At 36.9% G+C, this 16,193-nt stretch carries 15 protein-coding genes and 2 tRNA genes; 4 read left to right on the top strand and 13 right to left on the bottom strand.

Annotated elements, in window-relative coordinates; genetic code table 11:
- Positions 1-256: 256 nt before the first annotated feature.
- The 4 genes from M0051_RS15795 to M0051_RS15780 all read right to left on the bottom strand — a co-directional run bounded on the left by M0051_RS15795 (position 257) and on the right by M0051_RS15780 (position 3,989).
- A tRNA-Leu gene (locus tag M0051_RS15795) sits at positions 257-338 on the bottom strand.
- 210 nt (positions 339-548) lie between these two features.
- A complete protein-coding gene (nhaA, locus tag M0051_RS15790) occupies positions 549-1,880 on the bottom strand; it encodes a Na+/H+ antiporter NhaA (RefSeq protein ID WP_306742480.1) in 1,332 nt (443 codons plus the stop codon).
- Between the two features lie 201 nt (positions 1,881-2,081).
- Positions 2,082-2,735: a response regulator transcription factor gene (locus M0051_RS15785; protein WP_306742479.1), complete on the bottom strand. Its 654-nt coding sequence runs from the start codon at positions 2,733-2,735 to the stop codon at positions 2,082-2,084.
- Positions 2,736-3,989 carry a sensor histidine kinase gene (locus M0051_RS15780; RefSeq protein WP_306742478.1) on the bottom strand — a complete coding sequence of 418 codons (1,254 nt, stop codon included), beginning with the start codon at positions 3,987-3,989 and terminating at the stop codon, positions 2,736-2,738.
- Between the two features lie 55 nt (positions 3,990-4,044).
- Between M0051_RS15780 and M0051_RS15775 the strand changes: the two genes are divergently transcribed.
- Complete coding sequence (locus M0051_RS15775) at positions 4,045-4,182, top strand: hypothetical protein (protein ID WP_306742477.1); 138 nt, start codon at positions 4,045-4,047, stop codon at positions 4,180-4,182.
- Positions 4,183-4,251: 69 nt separating this feature from the next.
- Here M0051_RS15775 and M0051_RS15770 read toward each other — a convergent pair whose 3' ends face one another.
- Positions 4,252-5,190, bottom strand: coding sequence for a universal stress protein (locus M0051_RS15770; protein WP_306742476.1), 939 nt, complete (start codon positions 5,188-5,190; stop codon positions 4,252-4,254).
- A gap of 11 nt (positions 5,191-5,201) precedes the next feature.
- Positions 5,202-6,008, bottom strand: coding sequence for a hypothetical protein (locus M0051_RS15765; RefSeq protein ID WP_306742475.1), 807 nt, complete (start codon positions 6,006-6,008; stop codon positions 5,202-5,204).
- A 155-nt stretch (positions 6,009-6,163) separates the two neighbouring features.
- On the opposite strand from M0051_RS15765, the gene M0051_RS15760 reads away from it, so the two are divergent.
- Both M0051_RS15760 and M0051_RS15755 read left to right on the top strand, forming a co-directional pair.
- Entirely contained in the window at positions 6,164-6,469 is a 306-nt protein-coding gene (locus M0051_RS15760; RefSeq protein WP_306742474.1) for a hypothetical protein, read from the top strand.
- A gap of 110 nt (positions 6,470-6,579) precedes the next feature.
- A complete protein-coding gene (locus M0051_RS15755) occupies positions 6,580-7,203 on the top strand; it encodes a YqaA family protein (protein WP_306742473.1) in 624 nt (207 codons plus the stop codon).
- 277 nt (positions 7,204-7,480) lie between these two features.
- On the opposite strand, the gene M0051_RS15750 is transcribed toward M0051_RS15755, so the two are convergent.
- The 3 genes from M0051_RS15750 to M0051_RS15740 all read right to left on the bottom strand — a co-directional run bounded on the left by M0051_RS15750 (position 7,481) and on the right by M0051_RS15740 (position 8,450).
- Positions 7,481-7,562, bottom strand: a tRNA-Leu gene (locus M0051_RS15750).
- A 155-nt stretch (positions 7,563-7,717) separates the two neighbouring features.
- Complete coding sequence (locus tag M0051_RS15745; protein WP_306742472.1) at positions 7,718-8,068, bottom strand: hypothetical protein; 351 nt, start codon at positions 8,066-8,068, stop codon at positions 7,718-7,720.
- Positions 8,069-8,114: 46 nt separating this feature from the next.
- Positions 8,115-8,450 carry a DUF6686 family protein gene (locus M0051_RS15740; protein ID WP_306742471.1) on the bottom strand — a complete coding sequence of 112 codons (336 nt, stop codon included), beginning with the start codon at positions 8,448-8,450 and terminating at the stop codon, positions 8,115-8,117.
- A gap of 240 nt (positions 8,451-8,690) precedes the next feature.
- Between M0051_RS15740 and mnmE the strand changes: the two genes are divergently transcribed.
- Entirely contained in the window at positions 8,691-10,088 is a 1,398-nt protein-coding gene (gene mnmE / locus M0051_RS15735) for a tRNA uridine-5-carboxymethylaminomethyl(34) synthesis GTPase MnmE (protein ID WP_306742470.1), read from the top strand.
- Between the two features lie 308 nt (positions 10,089-10,396).
- On the opposite strand, the gene M0051_RS15730 is transcribed toward mnmE, so the two are convergent.
- The 4 genes from M0051_RS15730 to M0051_RS15715 all read right to left on the bottom strand — a co-directional run bounded on the left by M0051_RS15730 (position 10,397) and on the right by M0051_RS15715 (position 16,187).
- On the bottom strand, positions 10,397-11,146 hold the full coding sequence (locus M0051_RS15730; protein WP_306742469.1) for a DUF6261 family protein: 750 nt from the start codon (positions 11,144-11,146) through the stop codon (positions 10,397-10,399).
- Between the two features lie 716 nt (positions 11,147-11,862).
- Complete coding sequence (locus tag M0051_RS15725; protein WP_306742467.1) at positions 11,863-12,450, bottom strand: transposase; 588 nt, start codon at positions 12,448-12,450, stop codon at positions 11,863-11,865.
- A gap of 132 nt (positions 12,451-12,582) precedes the next feature.
- Positions 12,583-13,878 carry a hypothetical protein gene (locus M0051_RS15720; protein WP_306742466.1) on the bottom strand — a complete coding sequence of 432 codons (1,296 nt, stop codon included), beginning with the start codon at positions 13,876-13,878 and terminating at the stop codon, positions 12,583-12,585.
- Positions 13,879-14,237: 359 nt separating this feature from the next.
- Positions 14,238-16,187 carry a glycoside hydrolase family 97 protein gene (locus M0051_RS15715; protein WP_306742465.1) on the bottom strand — a complete coding sequence of 650 codons (1,950 nt, stop codon included), beginning with the start codon at positions 16,185-16,187 and terminating at the stop codon, positions 14,238-14,240.
- Positions 16,188-16,193: the final 6 nt, after the last annotated feature.

Raw genomic sequence — 16,193 nt, 5'->3', positions numbered from 1 at the left:
GAATCTTTCAATGCTAAAATAAAGGCTTTTAGAACTGCTTTCAGAGGTGTGAGGGAAATAGAGTTCTTTCTATTTAGACTTTCAAAAATTTATGCATGAAATATACACTCCCCACAACTTTTCCACTTGATCCGAAATATACACTCCCCACAACTTTTCCACTTGATCCAGTTTTCATCTTGATCCAGAATGAGCAGCAAAGTGTTTTTAGAATATATACAAAAAAAAGGATCAACACCAGTTGATCCTTTTTAAGTGCGGATGAAGGGACTCGAACCCCCACGCCCGAAGGCACTAGATCCTAAGTCTAGCGCGGCTACCAATTACGCCACATCCGCGTTGCGTTTGATTGCGATGCAAATATGGTGGATTTTTTCTTTACTACAAAACATTCTGATTAAAAAATATCGCCACACTCCCCTGTTTTAGGGCTATTCAACACTAAACTGTCTGATAAACAAGTAAATTATATGATGATATTTTTTTTCAAAAAAAAGCCGAAGTGTGAACTTCGGCTGTCAATTAAACAATGAAAACTTATGAAAAAACTATTGTTGATTTTTACAAAACAGTTTCAGTATTAAAAATCCTGTTATTCCTGAGAAAAGAGATGCAATTAATACCGCAAATTTGGCTAAGCTCAGAACTTCAGAATCCGTAAATGCCAATTGAGATACAAAAAATGACATGGTGAAACCTATTCCTCCCAAGAAACCAATCCCCAATATCTGTGACCAACATATTTCATTTGGTTTTTGAGCTAGCTTCATTTTAACTCCAAGCCATGAAAACAAGAATATTCCCAATGGTTTACCTACAAAAAGCCCTGTAATAATTCCAATGGATATTGGTTCAAATATTCTATCGGTTAATTCTGTATTTATAATTACCCCAGCATTTGCAAAAGCAAACAGAGGAACAATTAAGTAGGCTACCCATGGATGGAGCATATGTTCCAATCTTTGCAGTGGGGAAATTACCTTTATACAGATACTTTCGATAGAACTAACCGAGGATTGTATAAATTTCTCATCTGGTTTCTTTGAAAGCTTAGATGTTTTTGTCTCCAAATCCTCCAAAAGTTCCTGATTTGAACCAATAAATTGGAACAGATTTTTACTTGCTCGCGCTGGTATGGTAAGAGCCAATAAAATTCCTGCCAAGGTAGCATGCACACCCGATTTTAAAAGCACATACCAAAGGAATACTCCAAATATCAAGTAAACTGATATATTTCTTACTTTTAAACTGTTTAGAGTCCAAAGTATGGCATAAATTCCTCCACCATATAAAAGGTATATCCAATCTATTTCGTTTGTATAATATAATGCAATGACCATTACTGCGCCAATGTCATCTACAATGGCTATGGAAGTAAGTAGTAATTTAAGCGAAATTGGAATTCGTTTACCCAGTAGAATTAGAATACCTAACGCAAACGCTATATCTGTTGCCATTGGAACTCCCCATCCATGTGTTCCTGACCCCTGTGTATTAAAACTTACATATATTAATGCTGGAATTAACATACCACCAATGGCTGCAAAAATTGGCAAACTCGCTTTTTTTATGGAAGATAATCCACCGGTCAATAGTTCTCGTTTGATTTCTAATCCAACCACAAAAAAGAAAACTGCCATTAAACCATCATTAATCCAATGAAGGAAAGACTTTTTTAGACTCCAGTCTCCGAATTGAACTCCAAAATAATTGCTCCAATAAGCAATAAAAGATTCTCCTATGGCAGAATTGGCCAATACCAAAGCCATAACGGTAAAAAACATTAAAACAATACCACTAAACGCTTCTAATCGAACGAATTCAACCAAAGGATCTTTAATCCTATGAAATAATTTTTGCTTTTTTAAAAATTGAATCATCTTTCCCTAAAATTTAATGCTAACAGTCTGTGGTTTTTATCTCTAAAACTATGACGTTAGCATCTGGTTAACCAATCAAATATATTGCGAAAATATTAATCAGAAGTGCGATGTACAATGGGGTTTTCCCTACTTCGCATCTAAGCTGAAGGAATAACAATTTAGACAAAAAATTGTTCTAAATAAAAAACATAGTAAAGTCTAAAATTTAATGATTTGGTGCTTAAATGCATAAATCACCAAATTAACCGTATTGTAGGTTCCTGTTTTCTGGAACAAACTACTTTTATGCTTCTCTATGGTCTTTATACTTAAAAATGTTGCCTCTGCAATTTGCTTGTTACCATATCCTTTGCAAATCAATTCCAATACCTCTTTTTCTCTATCCGTAAATTCAGGCAAATCATCTTTCTTTTTTCTCTTTTTGCGAAGCATATTGAGTTTATCCGACAAGAGACTTACAATTTCATCAGAAAAGTAATTTCCTCCTTCATACACCTTCACAATTGCCTTTTCAAACTCTTCTATTTCGGCACTTTTCAGCATATAACCTTCTACCCCAGCCATCAGCATTTGTTCCAGGTAATCATCATCAAGAAATGTGGTTAAGGCTATAATTTTTAAATCAGGATACTTTTCGAGAGCTTTTTGACTAGCCTCTACACCATCTAGTTGTGGCATATTGATGTCCATAAATATAATATCGGCCGAATGATCTTCAATCAATGAAAGAAACTCATTTCCATTTGATGCTTCAGCAATAACTTCCACAAACGAAAAAGACTGTAAAAGCATACGAAATCCGTCTCTAAATATCTTATGATCGTCAACTAATATTACTTTTATTTTATCCATCTATTTTTGTTTTGATTTACTCAGTGTAAATTGAATTTTTATCTTAAAGCCTTTGTTCTGTGAAGTTTGAACATTATAGCTTCCATTAATGGATTCAACTCGCTCAATTATATTCTGTAAGCCCATGCCTTTTCCATCTTTGGCTTTCATTCTATCAAAATCAAAGCCAACACCATTATCAGAGTAGCGTAGCACCAAGATACCTTCTCCGGATAATTTTATTTGTATATCGGTGGCCTTAGCATGCTTTAAGGTGTTATTTATCAATTCACTACATATTCTGTAAATCACAACCTGTGTACTTTGAAGAGGCTTACCCTTAAACTCGTCCATCTGCAAAGTAACATCTACATTATCAAGGTTATTGATTTTATCTACTAAACGCTGCAAAGATTCCTGAAGATTGTACCTGTTTAAAACAGAAGGATTCAAGTTATTAATCACTTCAGATACCGTAACAAGCGCTTGCTTAGACAGCTGATTGATTTGCTGCACCTTATCCAAAGAAGTTTTATTCTCTGTTAACTCTTTGCCCAACATTTTGCCATACAAGCCAATGCTTGATAGTAAGGCACCCAATCCATCATGCAGTTCCCTTGCGATTCTTTTTCTTTCACGCTGCTCAACAGTCATAGTATTGCGCACCAATTGCAAATGAGCATTGGTTAAAGAATTCATTAAACGAATCACCAAAAACAAACTACCTAAAAGAAGGATCAAGATAAAAGCGAGTAGGATAAAGATATTTCGCTTAAACTTTTGATTGGTTTGATAAATGTAAAGATGCAAGGCTTTCTCATAATCCGCGAAAGTTTTGGCAAATGCACTAACACTTTGTTTGAGATTTTTATCTTGAGATGGAACCTGATCATTTCTAACTATTGAATCAAAATCAAGAATGGTGCTCTTTACTTCCATTAGTGCGATCATGAAATTGCTATTCTCGCTTGTGTTAAATTCAAACTTTCTGGAAGCAATATTTTGAATGTTTTCGATATTCTGATAAACTTTGGTAAATAGTGAATCGATAGCGAAGGATAATGCAGAATTTGCATCCTCCTGGTAATCGCCATACTTGATACGAATATCATACACCTTGGTTTCTATCTTTTCTGAATTCTCAACCAAAGCAATATGCTCATTATCCAGATCAGAACTACGATCTAAAACATATAAAATAGCAGCTATAGCCACAAGACTAAAACCAATTAAAATCAGGGCAATCTTTTGCTTTACAAAAAACCTTCTATTCATTGAAAATAATATCCAGAGTTACATTTAAATCAAATCTACTAAATATTTTATTGTAATGAATAATTGGTTAGCAGTAATCGCCACATTTTTTCCAACTGATCAGAATGGAAAGCTTCCAAAAACTAACTATGGTTCCATTATTTCAATATTCTATTGGAAGCTTTCCGAAGAAAATCATTCGTATATCCCCTAATAATCAATTATAAATTATGATTTTCTCTTCTGATCTGCCTTGGTTGGTTTGTAAATTGTATATTTGTAATCACCACTTAAATACTCTATTGGATATTCTATCCGTGAGTTCTACCCGTTTGTTGTTCATCATTAACAAACTGGAAACAAATCCTTCGTCTTTTACCGCCAAACTAAAAATTGGCCTGCTCGAACTTTGCAAGAAATCACTCAATAGCTTTTCGCTTGGCGAGTTGCTAAACATTAATTCCTGAGTTCCTTGAACCAATAGGATATCCGCCGATGTTTTTCTTGCTCCTTCAATCAAAACATCGTTTCTGGCGTGATTCTCCTTCTCCACAATATCCACCGAACACTGTACCCCTTCACGTTCGATAAGATGCTTCATAATTATGGTTTTCTTATATGCCAAGCTTCTTTTAAGTTCTATATTAACCGTTAATGCAGCCAGCAATTTGATTTTTGCATTGAATACTGTCCCCAGCTTTATCGACCAGTTCACCAAATCTCTCGATTTCCTTGAGATATCAACCGGAACCAATATGCTTCTTATGCCACTTCCCGTCCATCTATCATTTACACTTATAATTGGGCATCTTGACTCGCGTATGATCTGATTCACACTATTGCTATTGTATCTTTCCGACAAGCCATCAATTCGATTGCTTCTGTTTAGAATGACCAAATCGAAAGGCTCTGAATCGATTATATTTTTGATTGTTTGGACATGATTGCCCACTTCCACTCTAAGATTCACATCGTCTGGTATTCTTCCCCTGAAATGCATTTTAGCAAAACGAATTAAGCGCACCATCCCTCTTCCCTGAAGGCTGTTTTTAAGATTAGGCTGAAACACATTAGATAAGCCCCCCATCTTCTGAACCACATGCAACAAAGTGATTTCAGCTCCAAACTTTTTCCTGAAATACAATGCTTGTTTAAAAGCTGTAGTACTTTCAACAGCCAAGCTCACAGGTACCAATATCCGATTAAATCTATTTGTTTTCATCCTCACCCCCTTTAAAAATTACCAACAGTTATTCCCTTACTCTTCACAAACCATTTGTCGAAATAGCTAAAAAGATTTTTCTCTTCGAATTCTGTTTTCTTCTCATTGTATATCCATAATATACAATCCTCTACGGTTAGGTCTGGCTTATGGTCTTTTGTTAGATTCTCAAACCTAATTGTAGCATCGTAGCAAGCAGATGAATACAATTTCACCAACTTCGCTTTATCATGAACCGAAATATCGTTTAGGTCTAATCCAACATGAACATTACATTTCTGATTCGTACAGATTTTTTGTAATGGACCAAGTATTGCTTCAGAATTTTCTGAATTTGAATTGCTAATACATATATTTTTTACACTTCCTGCTGACTTACAATTCTGTAACACATAAAGAGGTTGTTTTACCGAAGTAAGGATATTTTTAAACCTCGGATTGCGCTGTAAATCGTTGTAAAAATCATTTAAAGCAAACACTACCTGCCATGAATACTGTTTATACATTTCGGTATTAAAAAAATCAGTCAATTCACCTTCGTACGATAACAACTCTATATCTGCAGCATCCAAATGATAATTCTTGACTGTATCTGATTTTAAAGCTTTCAATTCCCGATCAGAAATATCTTTTAAGATAGGAGCCAAATCCCTTACCATTGATGCACCGTATGAGGGTTTTTGCCAGGTTTGAATAAAATATATCTTTGAATCCTCTGTAGAAAGATAATTCATAGCAAAATCTACTGCTGCCTGATTTCCTTCTGAGAAATCTGCCAGAATCAATATTCTGTTGTGATCTTTGTTCCTGTTCTCCATAGCATTTTGTTTTGATACAAAAGTATGGCAGTGTGCAAAGGAATAAAACAGGTGCAATCCTAAATCGTATGGGGGTTTTCCCTACTTGTTAAAGTTTCATAATTTTCTTTTCAATAAGGTTTGTTGTGTGTCTATTTTTAATACTTTTGCCTATCATGTTATCGAAAATGAAAGAGAAACCAATATTTGTTTTGCTGGTGAGTTTACTACTGGTACTGGCTACTATGCTGAATTCAATTGACATTCAGCAGGAGACTTCTCTTTCCCATAATGTAGAGAATAATTCCGATTCACAGGATACTTCTTCCGATCTGGAAGAGATGGACAGCGAAGATATAGATGAATTTTCGAAATGTAATTATACATTTTTCGCGAACCTAATTCTACAGGAGCATTTTCAAGATTGTCAGATATCTGATACCAAAATCTTTCAGTTGACAACGCCGCCACCCCAGCTGTAAACCAATATTTTATCTTATCCATTACCATTTGTAGCTCATCCATTCAATGAGTTAGGTAGTTCATGTTTAATTTTTAAATCTTGCATTGCTGCGAGAATTATAGTTGTTTTATGAAATTACAATCAAGCAAGAAGAGCCGTAAACCAAGACTTGTGCTCTTACACCAATACTATTCATACACCGGATTTTATAATTTTATCATTTCGAATTTAAAGAAGGCAATTTTACCCCTACTTCTGATTGTAGGTTTGTTGTTCTTTCTGGAATACTATGTGCTCGATTTTGAGAACCTTTTCTATACAACAACTAAGGATTTGCCTACCATTGGCCTGTTAAGTGTATTCTTTGTCTCCGAATCATTTCTGGGTCTTATTCCTCCGGAACTGTTCATTGCGTGGGTTAAAACCCTTCCTAGCCCTATTGTATATCTATCGATATTGGCGCTTCTATCCTATTTGGGCGGTTGTGTTTCCTATGCCATTGGGCGATTGGTGCTACGCATCCCTAGCCTGAAGAACTGGATTGAAGTAAAAATTGGCAAACACATCCAAAACATCCGAAAATGGGGAGGATTTCTAATTATTGTAGGGGCATTACTCCCAATTCCTTTCTCTATTGTAAGCATTGCTTCCGGAATTATCAGATTTAGCTTTAAAAAGTACTTGTTCTATGGCTTATTCCGCTTTTTAAGATTCTACTTGTTTGCTATCGCGATATTTAGATTAATGAGCTAATCAGGGAACAATAAGAAATGAACAATTATCAATTAATAATGAGCAGCAAACTATAAAAAGTGTACAAGCAAAAGTCCCTTTTAGGGGATTTAGGGTTATCGAAAAAGTTTGCTTTTAAAATATAAGACTTCTTCGTAAATACGGCATTAGTGCCGTATTTACAAAACCAATTTGAAGGTTTTTTCCTTACACACTCATCAGTAAATAAAGAAGCTTAAAACATCCCATCAAAATCATGGGTATAAAAAAAGGACCAACTTTCGTTGATCCTTTTCTGTGCGGATGAAGGGACTCGAACCCCCACGCCTCTCGGCACTAGATCCTAAGTCTAGCGCGGCTACCAATTACGCCACATCCGCGTTTCGTTGATTGCGGTGCAAATATGAGGTTTTTTTCTTTTCCCACAAAATTCTTTTCGATAAAAAATCTCACCAATCCCTTTAAAAATGCAAGATTCAGCTACAACATCCTGATTTTCAAACGTAGATTTTTTACAAAAAAAATTTCACTTTAATTACTCAATTGGCTTCATCACAAAAACACCATAACACTCATGGTGATCGTAGCTGTGACCCACAATTTGGTTCTGAGAATTCAAGACTCCTTCCCAGGTATCCAAATGATACTCAAACTGTTTTTCACAATCCAAAAGCTCCACTTTTGTCCCAGTTACGCTAAAGTTGGTGCCATCGAAATTACCTTCTACATCTTGCTGAACACGAAAAGGAGTTTCTCCTTCAATTCGTTCGGTATAAACTACTACTCCTGTAATCTTCTTTCCTTCTTGGGTAAATTCGGCAAAACCTTCATCGGTACCAAAGCCAAAATCTTCGTTAAACGACCAACGTCCTGTAATGTTCTTCATTAATTTAAGGTATTTAATAAATGAGAAGCAAAAGTAGGAAACTTATTTAGTTTAGACTAAAATCGATCTCAAGTTTCGACATGTTGAGGATATTTGTATCGAGATGCAATAAACAAAGTCTTTTTAAATCCTCTAATTCACCAGGATGCAACATGAAATTACAGCTACCGCCCCCAATGGGAATTATAATTTTTCTTTGATAAGGGGAATGAGCATTCTGCTTTACCACCGCCGCAATATTAATATCGTGAAGATATTCCGCAAACTGATAATATTTATCCTTGGTCGAAAAATTGATGTTCATATTATTGAATTCCATATGAATAGACTGGCAGGAATCACATTTAAATAAACAGCCATTAGACGTTCTGTTGTATATCATACTGTTCTTATTTAGATTAATTACACAAATCAATCGAAAATATGATGCTTTAGCAATACCAAAATGTAGGGATATTTGAAAATCAAATCTCAAAACCCAAGATCCCAAATCCCATTTTTAAAATTCACAATTGATAATTCATCATTCAGCATTTATAATTCATAATTCTCAACTATCTTTGTTGATTCTAAATCTGGAACGGGCAATATGGCCTGTATTCAATATTTAAATGATTTGTTTATGATCGATCAATCTACCATATGCGCAATATCAACTGCTCCGGGTAATGGAGCCATTGCCATTGTGCGCCTTTCGGGAGAACATGCTCTCGACATTTGCGAGAAAGTTTTTACGCCTGTTAAAAGCAAAAAAATAAGTGAACAAAAAGCCAACACCGTACATTTTGGAACCATTCAGGATGAAGGTGAGGTGATTGATGAAGTGCTGGTAAGCCTGTTCAAAGCTCCACACTCTTACACCGGCGAAAATTCGGTTGAAATCGCTTGTCATGGTGCACCTTTTATTCAGCACCGCATTTTGCAGACTTTAATCAAGAATGGAGCTCGTACAGCCAATCCGGGTGAGTTTACCCAGCGTGCCTTTCTAAACGGTAAAATGGACCTTTCGCAGGCCGAGGCGGTTGCCGATTTAATTGCTTCCAACTCTGCTGCTGCCCATAAAGTGGCCTTACAGCAAATGCGTGGTGGCTTTTCGAGCGAGATTGCCGGTTTGCGTGAGCGATTGCTCAATTTCATCTCTTTAATTGAGCTGGAGCTTGATTTTAGCGAGGAAGATGTTGAATTTGCCGACAGAACACAATTGACCAATCTGGTAAACGAAATTCAAAGCCTGATTCAGAAATTGGTGGATTCCTTCGAGCTGGGGAATGTGATTAAGAATGGAGTTCCTGTAGCCATTGTAGGAAATACCAATGTTGGGAAATCTACCCTGCTGAATGCCCTTTTGAACGAAGACAGAGCCATTGTATCGGATATTGAGGGGACAACCCGCGATGTGATTGAAGACACCATCAATTTGGGCGGAATTACCTTCCGTTTTATCGATACAGCGGGTATCAGAACTACCAAGGATCGTATCGAGAGCATGGGGATTGAGCGTACCTACAGCAAAATGAAGCAGGCACAAATTGTAATGCTATTGGTTGATGCCGACCGCGATATGGATCGCATTAACGAATCGCTTGCCAGCGTGAACAAAACCATTGATCGCGATTCCCAGCACCTTGTGGTTTGTATTAACAAGATTGATTTGATTGAAAACCCTCAGGAGATTGCCAAAAACTTAATTGGCATGCAAACCGAAGACAAATTGTTGTTCATTTCAGCCAAGCAGAAGCAAAATATCGATGCGCTTACCGCCGAACTGCTAAAATCGGTGAACATGAGCAAGGTAAACGAGCAGGATGTGATTGTAACCAACATTCGCCACTTTGAAGCCCTTAAAAACGCCTTGGGCAGCATCGATCGTGTAAATGACGGACTGCAAACACAGATCCCAACCGACTTCCTGGCACAAGACATCCGTGAATGCCTTCATTTCCTTGGTGAAATCACTGGTGACATCTCAACAGATGAAGTTCTGGGAAATATATTCAAAAACTTTTGTATCGGTAAATAAACCAATCCAAATATATCATTTAGAAAGCCTCCAATTTGGGGGCTTTTTTATTAAAAGCCTATACCTCTACCCTAATTGGAGCTCCTCCGCATACAAATGATCAGGCTGAGAAGATGATCCCACAAAAAAATCCCCCTTAAAAAAGGAGGATTAACCCGTTATAAAATGTTGTTGGTATAAAAGTTTTCGAGGATAGATAAATACTAACAAAATGCTCTTATTTTTGTTGGTAAGCTGAGGCCCTTAATTCCCTTTTAAAACTTTCGTCGGTTTAACTCGAGAATTTGTGGAGCCTCTGCTTTTTTTATTTATGCCTCTTGTTCTTCGGTTTCTTCACTTACTTCTTTTGCTTTTTCATTTTTGGTTGAGCGAGTTTTCGCTATGGCCTGATAACGCTGTGTACAATCGTTAATGAAATTGATCATTTTCGTGTACTTTTCGTTTGGAGCAATACGATTCAACACCTCAATGCTTTCAAACAATTGCTCACATGTAACCTGTAGCTCCTTGTACACTTCTAAAGAGTCGTAATCCTCTTCAGCAGCCTGGGCTTTGGTTTTGTCTTCCTGCAATTGTAAAAAGGCTGCATTATCATCAAGTAAATCCTGATACCACTCTGTTGCAGATAAGCTTGCAAGCGCTTGGGTATTTTCGGCTGACGATAACTCTTTTGCCAAACTTGCCAATTTAGCCGATTGCTCTGCCCTGCCCAATCGCTGTAAAGACCAGTCGTGTGAGCGAAGCAGTACACACAGGTTTTCCGCGATTTCGGCTATCTCAGCTGATTTGCGATGCGTGCAGGCCTCAATCATGTTGCGAAAGGCAATATAAGATTCATCTCTGCGATGATCCTTCTCTTTCAACAACTCGGTATACTTACTGGACCGATTACGATTGGCAACCTCAATTGCTTTTTCATAGTTAGAGTCAAAACCATCAATAATGGTATTGATTTGTAAACCTTCCTTATCCATTGCTTTTAGAAAGGCAATGATTTCGCCGCAATAACTTAAAAACTCATTTAAGCGCAGCATGCTAAAAATTAATTTTATTATCATACGAAAAGATTTTTATTGATGAACCAACAACATCATCTTAACGAATATAAATTTATATTATTCTGTAAAACACACAAAGTTTTTATTCATTTTTCACACCTCACATCATCACATTAAACATTTGATCACTCCGCATTTGCCAGAATTACCAAGCACATTACCCTGCAATATCACAAATAAAAAATTTTATTATTGTCAGTATTTGATAATTCTGCAATTTCTCAGGCATATTGCCAAAACAGACCAATTCCATAGCTTTTTTTAAAAAGGGCATGCATGAACAAATGGATGCTAATGTCATACGCCCAGAAGACATCCCTATATTTTAGAAACAACAATTTTTACTTTTTGGAAGGCCCGTACGCTGGCGGATCGAATCATTTATTTTTTTGGGAGGTTCGTCCGCTGGCGGAACTACTCAAAAATTTTTTTGGGAAGCTCGTCCGCTCGCGGAACAGGTTATTTATTTTTTTGACAAGCCCGCACGCTGGCGGAAGTGATCGTTTATTTTTTTGAGAAGCTCGTCCGTTGGCGGAACTACTCAAAAAACTTTTTGGGAAGCCCGTCCGCTCGCGGAACAGGTCATTTATTTTTTTGACGAGTCCGAACTCTGGCGGATGAAGCCATTTTTTTTGCAATAAGATCAATTTAAAACACGCATAAACACTAACAATTCAGCGTTTTTATGACAATCATCCGTAAAACCACCAGTCTAATCATGGTGATGTATATTCATCCTCTTTCCATCTGGCAGGATTATTCTGGATGTATTGTTCTATTCGGTGGTAGGAATCAAAATCGCGGATGATGTGATCGTGAAATCGGGATTGCCATGCGAATTTGGGATTTGTTTTGCGAGCCATTACCGTTACCGATGATTTGAACCCACGAATAATGGATGCCAAATTTTTCGATTGCGCCCCAAAGGTAGAGACGCCATGCCTGGCGTCTTTGTTATTTTTGGTTTGATCAAACGTATAGACGCGAGGCATCGCGTCTATACGTGTATTGTATTTGTTTTTGCCGATGGTGATGATGGCATGAAAATGATTGGGCATTACCACAAATTCGCCCAATTCCAAATTCATATCTGGCCTTAATTCGGGTGTTTTTATCCATTCTTTCTGCACCATTTCCTTTATCGCATTCAATTGCATTTTGCCATCGATGATTTCACCAAAGTAATGTTCCCGTTTATGGGTGCAAATGGTCACAAAATAAATGGCATTGCAACCATAATCCCAATCCTTCAATCGGGCGCTGGCTATGCGGTATTTATTTGGGAATTTATCTTGTACAGACACAAGGCCTTGCGTCTCTGTCTAATATAGATTAATGAAATTTTGGAAGATAATTGAAATCATTCTGCAAACCCACCAGCCTGATATTACATTCGAATGAATCCGAAAGGTTGAGAGAAATCAATAGAACAGAATTTATTCTATCTCATTCGCATCTTCTACCAAAAGCTCCCTAACCTCTTCAGTCCCTTCGTCGAACATTTCGGTTTTGCCACGTTTGATGTATTGTGATAAGGCATTCCAGTTGTAATCCTTCCCATCTGATTCATGTCCGTGGTTAATCTGCATATCGAATAAATGACTTAAGTCAGCTTTTTCAAATAATTCTATCATCTGCTCATTCTCTCTTAAATTGGTATCAATAAAATTTTGTAGGGTATCTATTTTCCAATAGGAAATTTCTTCCTTACTAAGTCCGGATAGTTCCCCCAATTTATCGCCCTCGGGTGTTGAATGGTGAGTTAAAAACAGGAAGGTTTTAATAATAAGTCGATTCTTATTTATAGTGGCAAAAAAATATCCACACTTGGTTTCGAAATAGTAAAAAGGAATTAAAATGCGTCCATTGTAAAATTCAATGTGTAAATCATGTCTCAGGTTGTAATTCATAGCCCAAACCACTTCGGTATCGAATAAAGGTTTAAGCCTGCTTAAAATTCTATGGTAGGCATGTCGTTGAATACACACTGGAAGGTATTTCTTTTTGCCCTTGTACAAGCCTTTCAAATCTTTGGTTCGTACAAAAGTCCAATTCATTTCAAAACCATTGTTTACGTATCCGAGTTGAAAAACAGCTCTATTCCTTCCCTCTTCCTCATAGGAACTTTCTCTTGGAGCAATACTTTCTAAAGATGATTCCCAATTCATTCTCAGCGTGGGATATTCTTTAACCTTTACATTCAATTTTAAAATGTACACATTATAGTCGAAGATATTGGTGGCATTGGCTACAAAAGCATAGTGTTGAATCATCTTTCCAAAATGACTTTCAAAATCACCGATGTATTCTACCATGGGCTGAAAGGCATCCATTAAAAATTCATAGCGTTCGGGGTAATCCTTATTAAATGAGGTAATAAAATAATTTGCCACAAGAAGTTCATAATTTGTAAGTTCAATTACTTTGCTTTTCCACACACAATTCATTGGATTTGAGAAGAAATCGTTTACAAAGTCATCAAAGAACTTTATACAATCCGATGTATAGTGCTGTTTCTTATTGGTTTTTAATTTTAGAACAAAAACTGAACATCCAAAAGCTCTTATTTTTTCTTCCTTGCTGAGCAACTTGAATGAATCGGCACAATTCATTTTTTCGCAAACTGCCTCAATAATTTTTAAATATTTCTTTCTGAGTAGGCTATTCTGATAAGGTGAGTTGTTTTGCTTCCTTTTAACCTGGGGTTTTGCTTTTTTCCTCTTTTTTGCCATAAGATTCAATTTTATAGTAGTCACCTATAAAATTAACAATATAATTTAGAAACAAAACTATTTCTTTCGATTAATGAAATGTCATTAATATTTTTTCTACATAAACCCCTTAACAACTGACAATAACACAACCAACTTTTAAATCCTACAAACTTTAAATTGAATTCTCATTAAACATTTTAGATCATCAAGTGATAAAGATTAACTAGATTGTAATTCCCTTTAATGGCAAAGGGAGGTACATTCCTGCACCTCCTTAATTAAACAATTATTCTTACAAGCGAGCGTTGTTTAAAACCTCAAATGAAAATTTATGATTCATCCATGAAGTAGGCATTGTGAGTTTTTTATTTTATCAATTAAAGCGGCTGAATCATGGCAGCCATTCCTCCACCGGGAGCCATTTTCAACTCATATTGAAAAGTATTGTCTACAATAATTTCTTTCATTTTAAAATCTGTGGCATTTCTGTCTGCATTGATCCCGTCCTGATAAATGGTCATTTTGTATTTTTTTCCCTTTGGTAAGAAAGAAAGATCAAATTGCAGTATACGTGCATCCCAATCGGTCATGGCACCCAAATACCACTCTTTTCCTTTTCTTCTGGCAAGAAGCAGGTAGTCGGATATTTTTGCATCCAATACTTTGGTTTCATCCCAAACTGCAGGTACAGCGGACAAAAACTTCATGCACTCTGGTTCTTTTCGGTAATTTGATGGATTATCACAAAGCATTTGCAATGGACTCTCGTAAGCAACATACATGGCCAACTGGTGGCAACGTGTTCCCATGCTCATAGGACGATCGAATATTGGTTTGTAATTTTTCTTTTGAGCATTGTTCATTGCTCCTGGCGTATAATCCATTGGGCCAGCCACCATTCGTGAAAAAGGGGTAATCAGGTTATGCTCGGGAGTTTGTCTAAGGCTCCATTTGTACTGCTCTCCTCCATTTACTCCTTCGCGGGTAAGCACATTCGGGTATTTTCTTCTCAAACCTGCTGGCTTGTATGAACCGTGGAAATCCACGAGAATCTCTCTCTTTGCCGATTCTTTGGCAATCTTGTGATAGTAGTTTACCATCCATTGGTCATCCTTATCCATAAAATCCACCTTGATGCCTTTGATTCCCCATTTTTGGAACTGATCCAAGGCAGGCTCCAACTGGTCGTCTAATGTTTTCCATACCACCCAAAGAATGAGTCCTACTCCTTTCTTTTTTGCATAGCTGGTAAGTTCCTCCATATCCATTTCAGGAACGATCTTTAGTAAATTTCCCAGCTCATACCAACCTTCATCCAGAATGATGTATTCCAAGCCATAATCAGCAGCAAAATCGATATAATACTTGTAGGTTTCGGTATTAATTCCGGCACGAAAATCAACGCCATACACATTATTGGCATTCCACCAATCCCAGGCCACTTTTCCAGGTTTAATCCAGGAAGGATCTTTAATTTCGCAAGGATCAGCCAGCAACCAGGAAAGTTGATTGGTTATTAAATCTCCATCTTTTTCAGCTATGGCAACGTAGCGCCAAGGAAATGTTCTGCTTCCCTTGGTTTTGGCTATGTAATCCTTTCTATCCCTAACGAATACATCTCTATCGCCCACCTGTTCTGTTTTATTTGGGTAAGCAGGAAAAGTAGAAACCAGAGTATTCCCTTCTGCTCCATTGAACCACATTCCCGGATAATCTTCCAGATCAGTTTCCCCAATCACAAGCTTCACACCTTTTCCTGTATCCATTAATACCGGCAAACTGCCCAGATCCTTTAAGGATAGCTCTCCCAGAGAAGTAAATTCATAATAGACCTGATTGTTGGAATGGAAGCTTCTTTCCTTTGGCCAGTACACCAAATTGTTTTCCGGAAAATTAAAATTTCCCTTTTCTGATTTCACAGTTATTTCACCCGGCAAGTGAGTGCCAAATCGATAGGCAACACCATTGTTGTAAGCCCTGAAAACCACATCAAATCCTTTTTCGAAAGTCAGTTTCAGTTCGTTGAAATTTTCCTGAATCAGTTCACTCTTTTCACATACTTCCGGCTTAATCTCTCTGTTTAGGGAATTGGTGTTCTTTTGGATTACTTTCGGCTCTTTGCCCAGGATGATCCCCTCCAATTCGAGAGCAATTACCGTAGGATTAAGCAGAGGAATTTTCCTGTATTGCACTGAAAAAGTTAAGTCCTCTCCCGTTTGAATCCGTATGCTTGTTTTCTTATCTGGCGATTGCAATTGATAGTCCTTTGCAAATACCGCACTTATGCACAGGCAAAGGCTAAAAAAGCAAATTATTTTTTTAGTCATGATTCA

Origin of the sequence: Marinifilum sp. D714 (genome assembly GCF_030851345.1) — a bacterium.
Classification (GTDB): Bacteria; Bacteroidota; Bacteroidia; order Bacteroidales; family Marinifilaceae; genus Marinifilum.
The sequence above is the reverse complement of the archived record's forward strand: the minus strand, read 5'-3'. Positions and strand labels throughout refer to the sequence as shown.

Coding starts and splice junctions, on each gene's coding strand:
- nhaA (WP_306742480.1), bottom strand. CDS start 1,880: ATGATTCAATTTTTAAAAAAGCAAAAATTATTTCATAGGATTAAAGAT.
- M0051_RS15785 (WP_306742479.1), bottom strand. CDS start 2,735: ATGGATAAAATAAAAGTAATATTAGTTGACGATCATAAGATATTTAGA.
- M0051_RS15780 (WP_306742478.1), bottom strand. CDS start 3,989: ATGAATAGAAGGTTTTTTGTAAAGCAAAAGATTGCCCTGATTTTAATT.
- M0051_RS15775 (WP_306742477.1), top strand. CDS start 4,045: ATGAATAATTGGTTAGCAGTAATCGCCACATTTTTTCCAACTGATCAG.
- M0051_RS15770 (WP_306742476.1), bottom strand. CDS start 5,190: ATGAAAACAAATAGATTTAATCGGATATTGGTACCTGTGAGCTTGGCT.
- M0051_RS15765 (WP_306742475.1), bottom strand. CDS start 6,008: ATGGAGAACAGGAACAAAGATCACAACAGAATATTGATTCTGGCAGAT.
- M0051_RS15760 (WP_306742474.1), top strand. CDS start 6,164: ATGTTATCGAAAATGAAAGAGAAACCAATATTTGTTTTGCTGGTGAGT.
- M0051_RS15755 (WP_306742473.1), top strand. CDS start 6,580: ATGAAATTACAATCAAGCAAGAAGAGCCGTAAACCAAGACTTGTGCTC.
- M0051_RS15745 (WP_306742472.1), bottom strand. CDS start 8,068: ATGAAGAACATTACAGGACGTTGGTCGTTTAACGAAGATTTTGGCTTT.
- M0051_RS15740 (WP_306742471.1), bottom strand. CDS start 8,450: ATGATATACAACAGAACGTCTAATGGCTGTTTATTTAAATGTGATTCC.
- mnmE (WP_306742470.1), top strand. CDS start 8,691: ATGATCGATCAATCTACCATATGCGCAATATCAACTGCTCCGGGTAAT.
- M0051_RS15730 (WP_306742469.1), bottom strand. CDS start 11,146: ATGATAATAAAATTAATTTTTAGCATGCTGCGCTTAAATGAGTTTTTA.
- M0051_RS15720 (WP_306742466.1), bottom strand. CDS start 13,878: ATGGCAAAAAAGAGGAAAAAAGCAAAACCCCAGGTTAAAAGGAAGCAA.
- M0051_RS15715 (WP_306742465.1), bottom strand. CDS start 16,187: ATGACTAAAAAAATAATTTGCTTTTTTAGCCTTTGCCTGTGCATAAGT.